This is a genomic window from Polynucleobacter sp. MG-5-Ahmo-C2, assembly GCF_018687735.1.
Lineage (GTDB): Bacteria > Pseudomonadota > Gammaproteobacteria > Burkholderiales > Burkholderiaceae > Polynucleobacter.
In genome coordinates this window covers 122,561-139,806 of record NZ_CP061304.1, presented here as the reverse complement: position 1 = coordinate 139,806, position 17,246 = coordinate 122,561, and the positions used below count along the sequence as shown (strand labels likewise).

Sequence of the window (17,246 nt, the reverse complement as noted above, 5' to 3'; positions counted from 1 at the left end):
GAATGCATTTACCCTCTGAAATCCTTGATTCTGCAGAAGCTATTCAAGACATTCGTCGCAATATTCATGCTCATCCTGAATTACGCTTCGAAGAGAATCGCACAGCCGATTTAGTTGCAGAAGCACTTTCTAGCTGGGGGATTACTGTTTATCGAGGCATGGGCAAAACAGGTGTTGTCGGTCGCCTAGACGGTGAATTGGGTTCTGGAAAAATGATTGGCTTGCGTGCCGACATGGATGCACTGCCATTACAAGAACATAATCATTTTGAGCATACCTCACGCAACGCTGGAAAAATGCATGCCTGCGGTCATGATGGTCACACTGCAATGCTTTTAGGGGCAGCGCAGTATTTATCAAATCATCGCGATTTCAAAGGCAGCGTTATTTTTATATTCCAGCCTGCTGAAGAAGGTGGCGCTGGTGCTAATGAAATGATTAAAGATGGACTCTTTAAACAATTTCCCTGCAATGCTGTTTTCGGTTTACACAATTGGCCAGGCTTAGCCGAAGGACACTTTGGCGTGACCTCAGGCCCGATGATGGCCTCTAGCAATACTTTTGAAATTACCATTACAGGCAAAGGTGGTCACGCCGCGCTTCCTCACAATAGCGCTGACCCGCTACTCACTGGAGCGCAAGTGGTGTTGGCACTGCAAAGCATCATTACTCGCAATAAGCGCCCTGTTGATGCGGCTGTGTTATCGGTCACACAGTTTCATGCGGGGGAAACCAGTAATGTAATTCCTGACAGCGCTTTTATCGGCGGGACCATCAGAACATTTACCTTAGAAGTACTCAATTTAATGGAGCAACGCCTGCGGGAGATTACCCAAAATATTGCAAGTGCATTTGATTGCCAAGTAGACATTACTTTCTCCAGAAACTATCCACCATTAATCAATCATGATGCCGAGGTTCAATTTGCTAGTGAGGTGATGAGCGAATTGGTGGGCAAACAAAACGTCAATACCCATATTGATCCGACAATGGGCGCAGAAGACTTTGCTTTTATGTTGCTTGAGAAACCGGGTTGCTATGTGTTTCTGGGCAATGGGGACGGTGATCATCGGGCCGTTGGCCATGGCATGGGCCCATGCCATCTTCACAACCCCTCTTACGACTTTAATGATGCCTTGATTCCAATAGGCGTGAGCTATTGGGTAAAACTAGCGCAACGCTACCTCGAGAAAACCTAGATCTCTCGCGAAATCTTTACATTTAAGAGTTGGTAAATTTAGCTGGGCGTTTTTCTATAAATGCAGCCATACCTTCTTTTTGATCATTCGTTCCAAAACAAGCATGGAACAAGCGACGCTCAAAATGAATGCCTTCTGAGAGCGTGGTTTCGTAAGCAGTATTCACCGCTTCTTTCACCATCATCGATGTTAGTAGCGGCATATCAGCAATCTCTTTAGCGATGGCTTTCACTTCCTTCATTAAATCTGCTTTTGGAAAAATACGTGACACCAAGCCAGAGCGCTCAGCCTCTGCGGCATCCATCATGCGCCCGGTCAGGGCCAAATCCATCGCTTTGGCTTTCGATACCGCGCGAGGCAAGCGTTGTGTGCCACCAGCGCCAGGAATGATTCCTAACTTCACTTCGGGTTGTGCAAACTTGGCGTTATCGGCAGCCATAATGGTGTCGCACATCATCGCCAGCTCACAGCCACCGCCAAGCGCATAGCCAGAGACTGCCGCAATTACTGGCTTACGAACTTTTCTAATCTCTTCCCAGTTGCGAGTAATAAAGTCACCGCGATAGACTTCCTGCAAACCATACTTAGCCATAAATGCAATATCAGCACCAGCAGCAAACGCTTTCTCACTACCAGTAATGATGATGCAGCCAACATTGTCATCAGCATCAAAACCAAGCAAAGCAGCGCCTAGCTCATCCATTAATTGATCATTTAATGCATTGAGAACCTCAGGACGATTTAAGGTAATGATGGCAACTTTGCCATCCACTTCAGTCAAAATTGTTTTGTAGCTCATCAATTTCTTTCTCTTCAATATCCGTCAATTAACGTGGTAACAATAACCACATCTTGCCATTTTGTTTCATACGCCCTGCGGTTTCTCCTGCGGCCTCACCCGAACCCCAATAATAATCAGCCCTGACGCCACCTACAATCGCTTTACCAGTATCTTGTGCCATCACGAGCTTTTGCAAGGATTGATTACTTAAAGGCTTAGTAGTAGCCAAAAATACAGGTGCGCCCAATGGCAGAGCTTGTAAATCAACTGCAATGCTGCGTTCACCTGTTAATGGAACACCAAGTGCGCCATTAGGGCCTAGATCAGCATCAACATTGCTAGGCAACTCTTTAAAGAAAACAAAACGTGGATTAGCATTGAGCATTTCATTCACTCGATCTGGATTACGCTTAGCCCACTGAGAAATGCCCTGCATGGTGGCCTCACTGCGAGTAATCTCTTTGCGATCTAATAACCATTGTGCAAATGATTTAAAAGGCTGCTCATTAGTACCAGCAAAACCTAAACGCAATACGCGACCATCTTGCAGGCGAATTTTTCCTGAGCCCTGAATCTGCATAGATGCAGCAGCAACAGGATCTTGTACCCACGCGATTTCAGACCCTTGCAAAATCCCTGAGCTCATGAGTTCAGCTCGTGTTGGCCCTGGATTCGGTTTTGATTTTTTCCAAGCATTCGGATAGGCATAGAGCGGCACGCTGTAAGTGCTAGTGCGGGTTTGCGACCCATTCATTACTGGCTCGTAGTAACCCGTAATTAAACCTGTTTCGCTTCCAGCGCTATTGCGAATTTCATAAGCCTGGAAATTGCTTTCAAAATATGAGCGAATCGCTTGAGTATCACGAGCTGATACGTTAGCAGTTTGCGCACACACCTGGCGCCAATTCACCTCTCCGCTTCGCTTACGTAATGCATCACAACTTTTTAACCACGCCGGCCAAGCTTGTGACAAGTCATCATCTTGCCAACCGGGTAAAGCTTGCCAAGAAACTACATTAAAGCTAGCTATTGATGAGCTATAAGACGAGGGAGCTGCTCCAGAGCTGCTAGATCGATAGCCGGCGCTTCTGGTGGGTGGTGTCGAGCATCCAGCAACTAGGCTCGTAATCAGAATAGCGAATACACTTACTTCAAATAATTTAAATTTAGAAATCATGATCGCCAATTTACTCGATGAATACCCAATGCTGCTCTTTGTCATTGAAGGGGCTATTGCTTTGGGGCTATTGCTATTTATTGTCCTATGGACGGGCAAAGGGAAAAAATAGTTTTTCCAAGCCCCCCCTAATGGAGGGTTCGGGGCATCACCAGAGCAAATTCAGGGATTGGCGCCTGAAAAATCTGTGCTTCCTCGGTAACGCAAAAATATTCGCCTCGCATGGTTCCTGCTGGAGTGGGTAAAGTGGCCCAGCTGGTGTACTCAAATTGCTCCCCAGCGCGCAATAACGGTTGTTGCCCAACTACCCCTAAGCCACGGACCTCTTGGACATCATTATCCCCATCCGTGATGAACCAATGGCGGGCAATCAACTGAATACTGGCCGGACCAGTATTGCGAATGGTAACCGTATAAGCAAAGGCAAATTGGCGGTTATCGGGGTCAGATTGCTCTGGAAGGTACTGGGCTTTGACCGTAATGCTCATTTCATGGGGATTCATCCTCGAATTCTGCTCCATCCCAAGGCCAACTGCAAGCTAGAATCTAGGGATGGAAAGCCAAAAATCATCCTCAAATCGTGAATTCTTCATTGCCCCCTCCATTCTGTCGGCTGACTTTGCCTGCTTAGGCAAAGAAGTTCAGGATGTTCTTGCGGCCGGTGCTGATTGGATTCACTTTGACGTGATGGATAACCACTACGTTCCTAACCTCACTATTGGTCCATTAGTTTGTGAGGCGATTCGTCCGCACACCTTAAAAAATGGCAAGCCTGCAGTGATTGATGTTCACCTCATGATTGAGCCCGTAGATCGCATCGTGCCCGATTTTGCAAAAGCTGGCGCTAATTTAATTAGCTTTCATCCCGAGGCTAGCCCGCACGTGAACCGCACGCTGAATTTAATTCGTGATCAAGGGTGTCAAGCAGGTCTCGTACTTAACCCTGCAACGCCACTAGATCATTTAGATCACACCTTGGAATTGCTCGACTTAGTTCTGCTCATGTCTGTCAATCCAGGCTTTGGTGGTCAATCCTTCATTCCAAGCACTCTTCATAAGATTGAACAAGTTCGCGTACGTTTAGATCGCTATGAAGCAGAAACAGGTCGCCATATTCGCCTTGAAGTTGATGGTGGAATCAAAGTGGATAATATTGCGCAAGTTGCCCAAGCAGGTGCCGATACTTTTGTTGCTGGGTCAGCTATTTTTGGAAAAGAAAATTACGCTCAAGTGATTGAGGCAATGCGCGCTGAGTTAGGAAAGACTGGGAAATCCTAATGCAGCGCGAAGAATTTAATGCCCTAGCAAAGCAGGGTTTCAATCGCATTCCCCTTGTGAAAGAGGTTCTTGCGGACTTAGAAACACCACTCTCGCTTTACGTCAAAATAAGTCAAGCGTTTGGCAAGAAAAACACTTACCTTTTGGAATCAGTTTTGGGAGGCGAGCGCTTTGGCCGCTTCTCGTTTATTGGCTTACCTGCCAAGACTATTGTCAGAACGGTTGGCACTCCAACTTCACCGTTAAATGAAGTGCTTACTGATGGCAAAGTAGTTGAGACCAATACTGATAATCCACTAGATTTTGTAGATGCTTATTTCAAACGTTTTAAGGTTGCAGTTCAACCAGGTCTACCTCGTTTTTGTGGTGGTCTTGCTGGTTACTTTGGTTATGACACCGTTCGCTATATCGAAGCGCGTCTAGCGAAACATGATTTACCGGATGAACTCGGCGTGCCCGACATTCAACTCATGCTAACCGAAGAGTTAGCTGTGATTGATAACGTCGCTGGAAAGATTTACTTCATTGTTTATGCCGATCCAAGCATTCCTGATGGCTTTGAAAAAGCACAAGATCGCTTAAAAGAATTACTCACTTGTCTTAGTAAACTGGCGAATATGCCTGCATCATTGCCAAGTGCAAAAACTGATCTAATTCGTAAATTTAAGGCTGCGGATTTTGAAGATGCAGTTCGTAAAACCAAAGAATATATTTTGGCTGGTGACTGCATGCAGGTTGTGATTGGCCAACGAATTAGCAAACCATTTACTGACTCACCATTAGCTCTCTACAGAGCGCTCCGCTCACTGAATCCTTCGCCCTATATGTATTTCTATGATTTTGGTGATATGCAAATTGTGGGCTCATCTCCAGAAATTCTGGTTCGTCAAGAAAAACGTGCCGCAGAAAAAATTGTGACGATTCGCCCACTTGCCGGCACCCGTCCACGAGGTGCTAACCCAGAAGAAGATGAGCGCTTAGCCAAAGAATTGCTTGCAGACCCAAAGGAAATTGCCGAACACGTCATGCTGATTGATCTTGCTCGCAATGATGTTGGCAGAATTGCCAAAACGGGATCTGTCAAAGTCACCGATTCCATGTCGATTGAAAAATATTCTCATGTGCAGCACATTGTGAGTTCAGTAGAAGGCGATCTTTTAGAGAACATGAGCAATATGGATGTCTTACGAGCCACCTTCCCAGCAGGAACGCTTTCTGGTGCGCCTAAAATTCGTGCCATGGAAATTATTGACGAAATGGAAATTGTGAAACGTGGCGTTTATGGCGGCGCAGTAGGTTATCTATCCTTCTCAGGGGACATGGATGTGGCAATCGCCATTCGTACTGGAGTGATTCGTGAGGGCATGCTACATTCCCAAGCAGGTGCCGGTGTTGTGGCTGACTCAGATCCTACTGCCGAATGGAAAGAAACTGAAGCCAAGGCACGCGCAGTTCTAAGCGCCGCAGAATTGGTACAAGGAGGACTCGATGCTCCTAATGATTGATAACTACGATTCTTTTACTTATAACCTCGTGCAGTATTTTGCTGAGTTAGGTGAAGAGGTCAAAGTACTTCGCAATGATGAAATCGCGGTAGAAGACATTGCGAAGCTCAACCCGGCGCGTATTTGCATCTCTCCTGGGCCATGCAGCCCAGCTGAAGCTGGCATATCAGTGGCGACCATCAAATGCTACGCAGGACAGATTCCGATTCTCGGTGTATGTCTTGGACATCAAGCGATTGGTGAAGCTTTTGGCGGAAAGGTCATTCGTGCGCAGAAAGTCATGCACGGTAAGACTGACTCAATTCACCACACGGGTGTGGGTGTCTTCAAAAACTTACCGGATCCGTTCAAAGTTACTCGCTATCACTCACTCGCTATTGAAAAGAGTTCCTTACCAGCGATGCTAGAGGTAACTGCCACATCTTCTGATGGAGAGATCATGGGTGTGCGCCATCGCGAACTCGCTGTTCAAGGCGTGCAATTCCATCCTGAGTCCATTCTTTCTGAGCATGGTCATGCACTGCTCAAGAATTTCTTACTGAATAAGTAAACAGCACTATGCCAATTACTCCACAAGAAGCACTACAACGCTGCATCGAACATCGCGAACTCTTTCATGATGAAATGACTGCAATGATGCGACTCATCATGAGTGGCGAAATGTCGCCTGAATTAGTTGCCGGGCTATTAGTAGCTCTGCGTACTAAAAAAGAGACTGTTGGAGAAATTGCTGCTGCTGCACAAGTCATGCGTGAATTTGCAACCCCAGTTAAGGTGGAAGATCGCACACATCTAGTTGACGTTGTGGGTACAGGGGGCGATGGCGCGCATACCTTCAATATTTCCACTGCAGCGATGTTTGTTGCTGCAGCCGCTGGAGCCAAAATTGCTAAGCACGGTAATCGTAGCGTGAGCAGTAAATCTGGTAGCGCTGATGTACTTGAAGCTCTGGGTGTAAATCTAGGACTTTCCGCAGATCAAGTTGCCAAATGTATTGCCACTGTAGGTGCCGGCTTTATGTTTGCGCCCAACCATCACCCAGCCATGAAAAACGTGGTGCCCATTCGTAAGCAATTGGGTGTACGGACGATTTTTAATATCTTGGGGCCACTTACCAATCCTGCTGATGCAAAACGAATCTTGATGGGCGTATTTCATCCTGATCTTGTTGGCATTCAAGCCCATGTGCTGCAAGCCTTAGGCATGGAACACGCCCTGGTGGTTTATGGTTGCGATGGCCTCGATGAGATCTCCCTAGAGGGTTCTACTCTTGTGGGTGAACTTAAGAATGGTGTTGTCCGCGAATATGAAATCCACCCTAAAGACTTTGGATTGAATACCGCCCTCACGAATAGCTTCAAAGTAGCCAATGCGGAAGAATCAAAACAAATCGTATTGGATGTAATCGATAACAAACCAGGCGCGGCGAGTGATATTGTGTGCCTCAATGCAGGCGCAACTCTTTATGTTGCCGGTGTCGCTAAAGATATCGCTTCTGGGGTAGAAATGGCCAAAGCTGCAATTTCATCTGGGGCCGCACGCAAGAAGCTAGACGCATTTGTTGCAGCAAGCCAATCTAAATGAAACCCATGAGCGACATTCTCGATAAAATTGTTGCAACCAAGAAGATTGAGATTGCAAACAACCTTAGGCAGGTCTCACTTGGGAACCAACGTGATATTGCCGAATTCAATAACAAAGATGCTCAGCTAAAGCCGCGTGGCTTTATTGCCTCAATTGAACAAAAAATCGCTGCCGGCAAAGCTGGCGTGATTACCGAAATCAAAAAAGCGAGTCCCAGCAAAGGAATTCTTCGAGAAAATTTTAAACCCGCAGAAATTGCTCAGTCTTATGAAAAGCATGGCGCCGCCTGTTTATCAGTGCTTACTGATATTGAATACTTTCAAGGCTGCAATGCCTATCTCCAAGAAGCCAGATCTGCTTGCAGCATTCCAGTACTTCGTAAAGATTTCACCATAGATCCATATCAAGTTTATGAGGCGCGTGCAATTGGTGCAGATGCAATTCTCTTAATCGCCGCCTGCTTAGAGATGAATCAAATGAAGGAGCTTGAGGCTTGCGCTCACGAACTCGGCCTAGATGTTTTAGTTGAAGTCCACAATGCGCCAGAACTAGAGCAAGCACTACAGCTTAAAACGCCTTTACTTGGCATCAATAACCGGAATCTCAAGACATTCGAGGTAACACTACAAACCACGCTCTCACTTCTAGCCATGGTTCCAAAAAATAAGACTTTGGTAACTGAATCAGGGATATTGGGCCGTACTGATGTGCAACTGATGCGCAACAATCAAATCAATGCATTCTTAGTTGGTGAAGCATTTATGCGAGCAGCCGATCCAGGAGCAGCTCTTCGCGAGTTATTTTTCTAAGCTACTTTAAGCAAGCTAGAGAATGCATTGATTATGAATGCTTTTTATAACTAATTTCGTTTGAAAAAGTGATGCTTAGGGAATATACTAGCCCTATAGCTAATAGCCCTTAAACTGGATTAAATACTAATAAATTATGGCCATACCGAAGCCCTCATCTTATCTTCGCTTTCTCAATTTAATCGATGCTTTAGATCGAATTAACCCCGGCAAGAAACTCGATGCCATTGAAGAAAACTTATTAGATAAGATTGTTAACTGCGCACATTCAAAAACCCCTCTATTAGTGGGTGATTTAATTTCACTTTCAGATCTGGGTTCTCAAGCAACATTACATGGCCGCTTGAAAAACCTGAGTGCTATGGGCTACATCAAAATGGCATCAAATGCTGATGGGCGCAAGAAGGAGGTAGTGCCAACAAAGTTGGCCCTCAAGCGCTACGAAGAAATTTCGAAATGTCTTGAGAAGGCAGTGAAGTCGGCTTAAGTTTATTTAAGTTCCAATAAAAAAGCCCTTATTGAAAGGGCTTTTTTATTAGTCAAAGATATATCGACTGCTTAAACATTGAACAAGAAGTTCAATACGTCCCCATCCTTAACAACATATTCCTTGCCTTCAGCGCGCATCTTGCCAGCCTCTTTAGCTCCAGCCTCACCCTTAAATTGAATGAAGTCATCATAAGCAATAGTTTGCGCACGAATGAAGCCGCGCTCAAAGTCTGTATGAATAACGCCAGCAGCCTGCGGCGCAGTATCGCCTTGATGAATAGTCCAGGCGCGCACTTCTTTAACCCCGGCTGTAAAGTAAGTTTGCAAACCAAGCAATGAGTAGCCAGCACGAATAACGCGATCTAAGCCAGGCTCCTCCATGCCCAGGTCAGCCAAGAATTCTGTTTTATCGACATCATCCAAATCAGCAATCTCTGCCTCAATTGCCGCACAAACAGCAACCACCGGAGCCTTTTCTTTTGCGGCGTGTTGCTTTACTGCTTCAAGATGTGGATTATTAGTAAAGCCATCTTCCTTGACGTTTGCAACATACATTGCTGGTTTAGCAGTGATTAAACACAATGGCTTAATCAATAGAAGCTCTTCCTCGCTCAAATTCAGACTCCGCACTGGTAGCGCTAAATCAAGGTGAGCCTGGACTTTAGTAAGGACTGCAACCAAGGCTGCTGCCTCTTTGTCGTTACCAGACTTGGCAGCCTTACTAGAACGATTGAGTGTTTTCTCAACTGTTGCTAAATCTGATAGTGCCAATTCCGTATCGATCACACCAATATCGGCGATAGGGTCAATCTTGCCTGCGACGTGAATCACATTCGGATCCTCAAAGCAACGAACCACATGGGTAATTGCATCCGTTTCTCGAATATTGGCTAAAAATTGATTTCCGAGACCCTCACCTTTGGAGGCACCAGCTACCAAACCTGCAATATCGACAAACTCGACTGCGGCAGGCAGGATGCGCTCAGGCTTCACAATCTCAGCCAAGGCGGCGAGACGGGGGTCAGGAACCTCAACTACGCCTACATTGGGCTCAATCGTGCAGAAAGGATAGTTTTCCGCTGCGATTCCAGCTTTGGTAAGCGCGTTAAAGAGGGTAGATTTGCCGACGTTAGGCAGGCCGACGATGCCACATTTCAAAGACATAGCATTATTGTAAAGGGCCTGGTTTCGATATCATCGAGTTATGTCAGAAGTTTACGCAAATAGCCCACCAAATTCCCCTACGCATTCGGCTAAAACCCGTTCTGTAGACGTTGTCGTAGTTGGCGGAGGTATTGCTGGCAAGGCCTGCGCGCTGGGCTTAGCCCAGCTTGGCCTCAAAACCATTGAAATCGCACCTGATCTTGGTCAGGCCACGCCAAGCCCTCAGGGCCATCAATGGGGTCAACGTATCTATGCTTTTTCGCCCAGCAGCCAAAAACTGTTGGCTCATTTACAAATTTGGGATGCGCTAGATCATAGTCGCATGCAGTCAGTGCGCGATATGCGTATCTACGGTGACCGTGGTGAAAAAGATGATCAACTTCACCTGTCTGCCTTCGAAGCAGGTACTCCGCAATTAGCCTGGATTGGCGAATCTAACCTCATTGAACACACGCTCGATCAAGCATCCCGTTTTCAAAATAAGTTGGAGCGCATTAGTGATGCTATTGAAAGACTAGAAGTTGATGCTGATGGCGGTACGCTACATCTAAAAAATGGTGAGGCCATTCGTGCACAACTCATTATTGCTGCTGATGGCGCCAACTCTCCTATTCGGGCATCACTTGGCATCACTACCAGCGAAGAGAGCTACTCCCAAAGCGCTGTAGTTGCCAACTGGAATTGCACTTACCCTCATCTTGAAACAGCCTTTCAGTGGTTCTTGCCCGGCGGCGATATTGTGGCGATGCTCCCCTTGCCCGGCAAGCAAGTATCAATGGTGTGGTCAACCTCCCCTGAGCATGCGATAGATTTATTAAACCTAGATCAAATCCAATGGCAAGAGCGATTTAGCTCGATTGCGAACGGCGCCATTGGCAAACAATTAGGTGAGCTCACCCTCAACTCGACCCCGGCGGCCCATCCGCTAAGGAAGATTCAGGCTAAACGGTTTATTGGTCCAGAAGTAACGCCTAAAGTTATCCTTATTGGCGATGCGGCTCATGTGATGCACCCCCTGGCAGGGCAAGGCCTCAACTTGGGCTTGCGCGATGTTGCTGTCTTACTCAACATTCTTGGTAAACGCGAATCTTTCCGCTCACCAAGCGATGCAGTATTACTGCGTCGCTACGAGCGTCAACGCCAAGGCGATACGAGCGCACTCTTGTGGGTCACTGACAAACTCAAGAAACTATTTTCTGCAAGCAGCAATACTGAACGACAACTACGTAACTGGGGCCTTGGCTTAGTTAATAAAAGCCATTTTATTAAACAGCGCCTCATTGAACGCGCTCTAGGAGACATTGATTTTGATTAACTTGTTATCAGCACTAGCTTTTATCTCCTCCATCCTCCTCTTCACTGGTTCTGCGAATGCACAAGTTGAACAGCAAATCAAAATGGAGATACAAAAAAAGCTGGGTACAAATGTAAAAGTGAGAGGCGTGTCAGCAGCGCCAGTTCCAGGCTTGTATGAGGTATTGGTTGGTAATGAAGTTTTTTATACGGATGCCTCTGGGAAATATTTAATTCAGGGTGAAATCATTGAATTAGCGACTGGCAAAAATATTACTGAGCAAAGGCAGGCTGATATAAATCGCATTAAGTGGACTGACTTAAATCAAGCTAACGCTATCAAAACTGTGCGCGGTAATGGCAGCCGTCAGCTAGCTGTATTTTCGGATCCTAATTGTGGCTACTGCAAGCGTTTAGAAAAATCCCTGCAACAATTGGATAACGTTACCGTATATACCTACCTCGTTCCCATCCTGTCGCCCGACTCAGCCCAAAAATCAAAACAAATTTGGTGCTCATCAGATCCATACAAGGCATACATCGACTGGATGATTAACGGCATCAGCCCAAGTGGTAAAACTGATTGCGCTACTCCACTTGATAAGAATGTCGTTTTTGCAAAAACCTATGGCATCACAGGAACACCCACTCTTTTCTTTACTGACGGCAGCCGCTTCCCTGGCGCAGTTCAGATTGGTGATATTGAAAAGAAATTGAGTTCACTGAAATAAACATCATGAATACAGCAGATCTTCCAGAAATTCAATACACCGTATGGCCGGCAGACCTTCATGGTCATCGCTACCAAGTGAAGCTGCACATTGTGAATCCTGACCCAGAAGGGCAGATATTGCAGATGCCAACATGGATTCCGGGAAGCTATTTGATTCGAGACTTTAGTAAGCAGATTGAATCGATTGAGGCCTATTCAGTGAGTACAAAGAAAAAGCTTCCTCTAGACAGACTCAATAACGATCAGTGGCGCTTACCAAAAGAAAATAGTGCAATTGAAGTGATCACGACGGTATATGCCTATGATTCCTCCGTACGCGCTGCTTATCTTGATACTGAACGCGGGTTCTTCAACGCAAGCAGCCTATGTCTTGAGGTCATAGGTCAAAATAATACGCCTTGCTCGCTTGCTATTGCGCCACCAGACGCCAGCTTTCCAGAGCATTGGTCAGTGCAAACAGGTTTAAGGGAAGCGAAAACCGACGAGCGTGGATTTGGTTTTTACCTTGCACAGAATTATGATGACCTTCTTGATCACCCCGTTGCCATGGGTGAATTTCAGATGGTTCGCTGGGAATCAAATGGCATTCCACACAGTATGGCGATTCAGGGATGCATTAATACAATTGACGCAAAGCGCCTTGCACAAGACTTGCAAGCTATTTGTTCTTGCACGATTAATTTATTTGACCCCAAAACCCATCAAGCTCCATTTGCAAACTATCTCTTTCTAGTCAATACATTACTGAATGGCTATGGTGGACTTGAACATCGCAACAGCACAGCACTACTATGCCGCCGCGACCAGATTCCGCAACAAGATGCACCGCTTGATGAAACCGTCTATCGTGAGTTTTTAGGTTTATGTAGTCATGAATATTTTCATGCCTGGTTAGTCAAGCGCATTCAGCCAAGAGCATTTCAGCCTTATGATTTAAGCAAGCGCAATCACACTGGTTTGCTTTGGCTGTTTGAGGGCTTTACTAGTTACTATGATGATCTCCAGCTATTACGCAGTAAACGCATTGATCTCAAAACTTATTTAGGGCTAGTTTCTAATAATTGGAATAGCATCCTTCGTGGTCCGGGAAGACATAAACAGAGCCTGACAGATAGCTCATTTGACGCCTGGACCAAGTATTACCAAGCCGATGAAAACACCCCTAATGCAGTAGTGAGTTACTACAGTAAGGGCGCCCTATTTGCGCTAGGTCTGGACCTACAAATTCGGACCTTCTCAAAAAATAAGAAATCACTAGATGACCTCATGCGTTTAATTTGGCAAAGACATGGCGTCACACTCGACGGTATTGCCGAGGATGGCTTAGATAGTTTGGTTGATGAATTACTTGGGGTTGGTTTTTTGAAAACCTGGACCGACATGAAAGCACGCTATATTTTTGGCACAGAAGATATTCCAATTCAGAAATGGATCACCTCTAAGTTAATTGCAGTAAAACAAAAAACGCACTCCAAATTAGAGAAGATCAAGCTGCAGCTTGGAATGCGACATTCCGATACCAATGGATGGCTAAAAGTAACGCATGTCTTGGATGGCGGAGCCGGACAGTTAGCGGGCCTGGCACCTGGTGATCTTCTTGCTAGTATCAATGGTCAACGCGTCACCAATACACGCCTAGATAAGATTCTTGCTGGCCTTACTGAAACGCAAAATATTCACTTTTGCTTCTATCGCGATGATTTAGAACATGAGCGCATCGCAAGCTTGCACGCAAGTCAACTACCTACGCAATATGAGCTCATCGCCAATAGCGCGAACTCTTAATTTCATAGATGTCCACTTTTTCTAAAGACGACATTCCGGGAGATTGGCGCAAATTACTGGGTGATTATTTTGACTCTACCGCCTGGCAAGAATTAGAAACCAATTTACAAGTCGCCCTTGATGTAGATCCAAAAATCATCCGGCCAGAGCCGAGTCATTTTTTTCGAGCATTTGAATTGACTCCCGTTCAATCTGTTAAGGCTGTGATTCTGGGGCAAGATCCTTATCACTCACCGGGCCTTGCTCAGGGATTGGCGTTCTCAATTCCCGCTAGTATCCCTATTAACTCTCGAGAATTTCCAAGCTCCTTACGCAACATTAGCAAAGCACTTGCTCTTGAGGGATTTGGTCACCTACCCAATGGTGATCTCCATGCCTGGGCAAAGCAAGGAGTGCTGCTTCTCAATACAGCCTTAAGTGTGAGATTAGGTGAGGCAGGTAGCCACGCTAACCTTGGCTGGAAGAGTTTGATCGATCGACTCATTTCTGCTTTGGCTGCACAGAGGCCGCAATTAGTTTGGATGCTCTGGGGCGGACACGCACAATCTAAATTACCGTTGATTGAATCTGGTATCGATCAATTCATTTTGCAGTCTTCCCACCCCTCTGGTTTAGGTGTTTACAAAACAGACAAGCCTTTTTTAGAGCCAGGGGCAAGAGCTAGCTGCGGGCATTTCAGCAAAACCAATAAATGGCTTAGGGAGCTGGGTAAAAAAGAAATTATTTGGGTTGGTGGAGCACCCCAGACAGACCTATTTGGCAAAAGCTGAGTAGATGCACCCCACCAGGCAAGAGGCAAAAATGGCACTTAGCCACTCCAACATCTGGCCAGGCTGAAAAAATCCCAAGTACTGGCCTAGGTATGAGCTCAGCAAGGCAGATATAAAGCCCATAAGCACCGCCAACAGAAGCTTTACCAGATTTGGCCCACTGGCTTGGCCTGGGTAAAAGATCCAGGCAGAAGCCCCAGAAACACCTCCAATTAGCAGAAAAGCTAAAAACCCCATTGATACCTCCATTAATGCCGTCATCAAATCTATAATCGCCATTATGAAGTTGTTGACACTCGGCATCAATCATCACACAGCGCCGGTCGCCATTCGGGAAAAGGTCGCCTTCGACCCTGAATTTCTTCAAGAAGCGTTGCATGATTTACGCCAACATTTGCTTGGCGCGAATCAGGCCGGGCTGCCAGAAGCTACGATTTTATCAACCTGTAACCGCACTGAGGTGTACTGCGCGGCAAATGATGCCAGCGCTGCCGACCTCCTTCATGAAGCCACTTTTGATTGGCTTGCTAAAACTCAACAGCTAGCTCCAAGTAGCCTTCAACCTCATATTTATTCCTTGCCACAATCTGATGCGGTTCGCCATGCTTTTAGAGTTGCTTGTGGATTAGATTCTATGGTGATTGGCGAAACTCAGATTTTGGGTCAAATGAAAGATGCGGTTCGCACTGCAAATGATGCAGGCGTGTTGGGAACCTATCTCAATCAACTTTTTCAGAAAACATTTGCTGTTGCTAAAGAGGTTCGTGGCTCTACTGAAATTGGCACGCATTCAATTTCAATGGCCGCTGCATCTGTTCGCCTTGCGGAGCGCATTTTTGAAAAGATTGCTGATCAGCGCATTTTATTTATTGGTGCTGGGGACATGATCAGCTTATGTGCTACACACTTTGTAGCACATAAGCCCAAAAATGTTGCAATTGCTAACCGGACTATTGAACGCGGCCAAGAATTGGCAGACTCCATCTCTGCGCAAGCTATAGAAGCCGAATCATTCAAACTCTCTGAGCTTCCAGGGCGTCTACATGAATTCGACATTATTGTTTCCAGTACTGCCTCATCTTTACCTATCATTGGTTTAGGCATGGTGGAGAGCGCTCTTAAACAGCGCCGCCATAAACCGATGGTGATGATAGATCTTGCGGTTCCCCGTGACTTTGAGCCAGAAATCTCACGACTAGATGATGTGTATCTCTACACTGTAGATGACCTCGGCGTCATGATTCAGACTGGCGCTAATTTACGTCAAGCTGCGGTAAGTCAAGCTGAAGCCATCATTGAAGATCGCGTTGGCAACTTTATGCATTGGATGCAAGGACGCAATGCCGTGCCCATCATTCAGGATATTCAGCTGCAGGGTGAACGCTTAAGACAGCTTGAATTAGAACGTGCCATGAAACGCTTAATGCGTGGCGATGATCCACAAGAAGTACTGAATGCAATGGCTCAGGGATTAACCAACAAATTCTTGCATGGTTCTCTTCATGCATTACAACACTCCAATGGCGCTGAGCGTGATGCTCTGATTAAGCTCTTACCCAAACTATTTGCCTCACACACTAAGCCAGAAGATCATTAGATGAAGCCCAGCATGCGGGCTAAGCTAGATCATCTAGACACGCGCTTAGCCGAACTTAACTCCCTTTTAACCTCCGAAGAAGCCACCAAGGATATGGATGCTTATAGGAAGCTCACGCGCGAACATTCTGATATTGCTTCGGTTGTTGAGCAATTTGGTCTATACAAGCAAGCCGAGGCAGACGCACAAGCAGCAGAGGAAATGCGCAAAGATCCTGAAATGAAGGATTTTGCTGACGAAGAACAAAAGCAGGCTTTAGCTACCATGGAAGAGCTTGCGGGAGCCCTACAAAAACTCTTATTACCAAAAGACGTGAACGATGAGCGAAATGTCTTCTTAGAAATTAGAGCAGGCACTGGTGGCGATGAAAGTGCGCTGTTTGCAGGCGACTTATTGCGCATGTATACCCGCTTTGCAGAACGCCAAGGCTGGAAAGTAGAAGTAGTTAGTGCCGCCGAATCTGATTTGGGTGGTTATAAAGAGGTTGTGCTTCGCTTAGTTGGCCAAGCAGTGTACTCACGGCTGAAATTTGAGTCAGGCGGCCACCGCGTGCAACGCGTTCCCCAGACAGAAACTCAAGGACGCATTCACACATCAGCTTGTACTGTGGCGGTGATGCCAGAAGCAGATGAATTGGAAGCGGTAAAAATTAATCCCGCAGAGTTACGTATCGACACTTTCCGCGCCTCTGGTGCGGGTGGTCAGCACATCAACAAAACCGATTCTGCAGTTCGTATCACCCACTTACCGACTGGTACTGTAGTGGAGTGTCAAGATGACCGTAGCCAACATCGTAATCGTGAGCAGGCAATGAAGGTACTTGTGTCACGAATTATGGATGCACGCGAACGAGAGAAGCATCAGCTAGAGGCGCAAACCAGGAAATCCTTAATTGGCTCGGGCGATCGCAGTGATCGCATTCGCACCTATAACTTCCCACAAGGAAGAATTACCGATCACCGCATCAATCTGACGCTCTATAAGATAGATGCCATGATGGATGGGGATATTGATGATCTCTGCAATGCATTGGCATCTGAACACCAAGCAGAATTGCTTGCAGCACTGGGTGACAACTAAAT

At 46.2% G+C, this 17,246-nt stretch carries 17 protein-coding genes; 13 read left to right on the top strand and 4 right to left on the bottom strand.

The window, feature by feature from the left end; translation table 11 throughout:
* The first annotated feature begins 2 nt into the window (after positions 1-2).
* On the top strand, positions 3-1,199 hold the full coding sequence (locus tag C2740_RS00800) for a M20 aminoacylase family protein (RefSeq protein ID WP_215293525.1): 1,197 nt from the start codon (positions 3-5) through the stop codon (positions 1,197-1,199).
* A 22-nt stretch (positions 1,200-1,221) separates the two neighbouring features.
* Here C2740_RS00800 and C2740_RS00795 read toward each other — a convergent pair whose 3' ends face one another.
* The 3 genes from C2740_RS00795 to apaG form a co-directional block, all read right to left on the bottom strand.
* Positions 1,222-1,998 carry an enoyl-CoA hydratase gene (locus C2740_RS00795; protein ID WP_215293524.1) on the bottom strand — a complete coding sequence of 259 codons (777 nt, stop codon included), beginning with the start codon at positions 1,996-1,998 and terminating at the stop codon, positions 1,222-1,224.
* 28 nt (positions 1,999-2,026) lie between these two features.
* On the bottom strand, positions 2,027-3,202 hold the full coding sequence (locus tag C2740_RS00790) for a murein transglycosylase A (RefSeq protein WP_371816719.1): 1,176 nt from the start codon (positions 3,200-3,202) through the stop codon (positions 2,027-2,029).
* An 83-nt stretch (positions 3,203-3,285) separates the two neighbouring features.
* Positions 3,286-3,660 carry a Co2+/Mg2+ efflux protein ApaG gene (apaG, locus tag C2740_RS00785; protein WP_215293523.1) on the bottom strand — a complete coding sequence of 125 codons (375 nt, stop codon included), beginning with the start codon at positions 3,658-3,660 and terminating at the stop codon, positions 3,286-3,288.
* Positions 3,661-3,709: 49 nt separating this feature from the next.
* Between apaG and rpe the strand changes: the two genes are divergently transcribed.
* The 6 genes from rpe to C2740_RS00755 all read left to right on the top strand — a co-directional run bounded on the left by rpe (position 3,710) and on the right by C2740_RS00755 (position 8,820).
* On the top strand, positions 3,710-4,435 hold the full coding sequence (gene rpe / locus C2740_RS00780; RefSeq protein ID WP_215293522.1) for a ribulose-phosphate 3-epimerase: 726 nt from the start codon (positions 3,710-3,712) through the stop codon (positions 4,433-4,435).
* Entirely contained in the window at positions 4,435-5,940 is a 1,506-nt protein-coding gene (trpE, locus tag C2740_RS00775; protein WP_215293521.1) for an anthranilate synthase component I, read from the top strand. The genes rpe and trpE overlap by 1 nt, the downstream gene beginning before the upstream one ends.
* Positions 5,924-6,490, top strand: a complete 567-nt coding sequence (locus C2740_RS00770) for an aminodeoxychorismate/anthranilate synthase component II (RefSeq protein ID WP_215293520.1) — start codon at positions 5,924-5,926, stop codon at positions 6,488-6,490. Before trpE ends, C2740_RS00770 begins: the two co-directional genes overlap by 17 nt.
* Positions 6,491-6,498: 8 nt before the next feature.
* The gene (gene trpD / locus C2740_RS00765; protein ID WP_215293519.1) at positions 6,499-7,524 is read left to right on the top strand and encodes an anthranilate phosphoribosyltransferase; all 1,026 of its coding nucleotides are present in this window, start codon (positions 6,499-6,501) and stop codon (positions 7,522-7,524) included.
* Positions 7,525-7,529: 5 nt separating this feature from the next.
* The gene (trpC, locus tag C2740_RS00760) at positions 7,530-8,333 is read left to right on the top strand and encodes an indole-3-glycerol phosphate synthase TrpC (protein WP_215293518.1); all 804 of its coding nucleotides are present in this window, start codon (positions 7,530-7,532) and stop codon (positions 8,331-8,333) included.
* A gap of 136 nt (positions 8,334-8,469) precedes the next feature.
* Entirely contained in the window at positions 8,470-8,820 is a 351-nt protein-coding gene (locus C2740_RS00755; protein WP_215293517.1) for a hypothetical protein, read from the top strand.
* A gap of 71 nt (positions 8,821-8,891) precedes the next feature.
* Here the strand turns inward: C2740_RS00755 and ychF are convergent, their stop codons facing one another.
* The gene (gene ychF / locus C2740_RS00750) at positions 8,892-9,986 is read right to left on the bottom strand and encodes a redox-regulated ATPase YchF (protein WP_215293516.1); all 1,095 of its coding nucleotides are present in this window, start codon (positions 9,984-9,986) and stop codon (positions 8,892-8,894) included.
* Positions 9,987-10,026: 40 nt separating this feature from the next.
* Here ychF and C2740_RS00745 point away from each other — a divergent pair, with 40 nt between their 5' ends.
* The 6 genes from C2740_RS00745 to prfA all read left to right on the top strand — a co-directional run bounded on the left by C2740_RS00745 (position 10,027) and on the right by prfA (position 17,244).
* Entirely contained in the window at positions 10,027-11,301 is a 1,275-nt protein-coding gene (locus C2740_RS00745) for an FAD-dependent monooxygenase (RefSeq protein WP_215293515.1), read from the top strand.
* Complete coding sequence (locus C2740_RS00740; RefSeq protein WP_215293514.1) at positions 11,294-12,010, top strand: DsbC family protein; 717 nt, start codon at positions 11,294-11,296, stop codon at positions 12,008-12,010. Before C2740_RS00745 ends, C2740_RS00740 begins: the two co-directional genes overlap by 8 nt.
* Before the next feature lie 5 nt (positions 12,011-12,015).
* The gene (locus C2740_RS00735; protein ID WP_215293513.1) at positions 12,016-13,797 is read left to right on the top strand and encodes a M61 family metallopeptidase; all 1,782 of its coding nucleotides are present in this window, start codon (positions 12,016-12,018) and stop codon (positions 13,795-13,797) included.
* Between the two features lie 8 nt (positions 13,798-13,805).
* Positions 13,806-14,567 (top strand): uracil-DNA glycosylase, encoded by a 762-nt coding sequence (locus C2740_RS00730; protein WP_215293512.1) that lies wholly within the window; start codon positions 13,806-13,808, stop codon positions 14,565-14,567.
* Positions 14,568-14,847: 280 nt separating this feature from the next.
* Positions 14,848-16,164: a glutamyl-tRNA reductase gene (gene hemA, locus C2740_RS00725; protein WP_215293511.1), complete on the top strand. Its 1,317-nt coding sequence runs from the start codon at positions 14,848-14,850 to the stop codon at positions 16,162-16,164.
* Positions 16,165-17,244: a peptide chain release factor 1 gene (gene prfA / locus C2740_RS00720; protein WP_215293510.1), complete on the top strand. Its 1,080-nt coding sequence runs from the start codon at positions 16,165-16,167 to the stop codon at positions 17,242-17,244.
* Positions 17,245-17,246 lie beyond the last annotated feature (2 nt).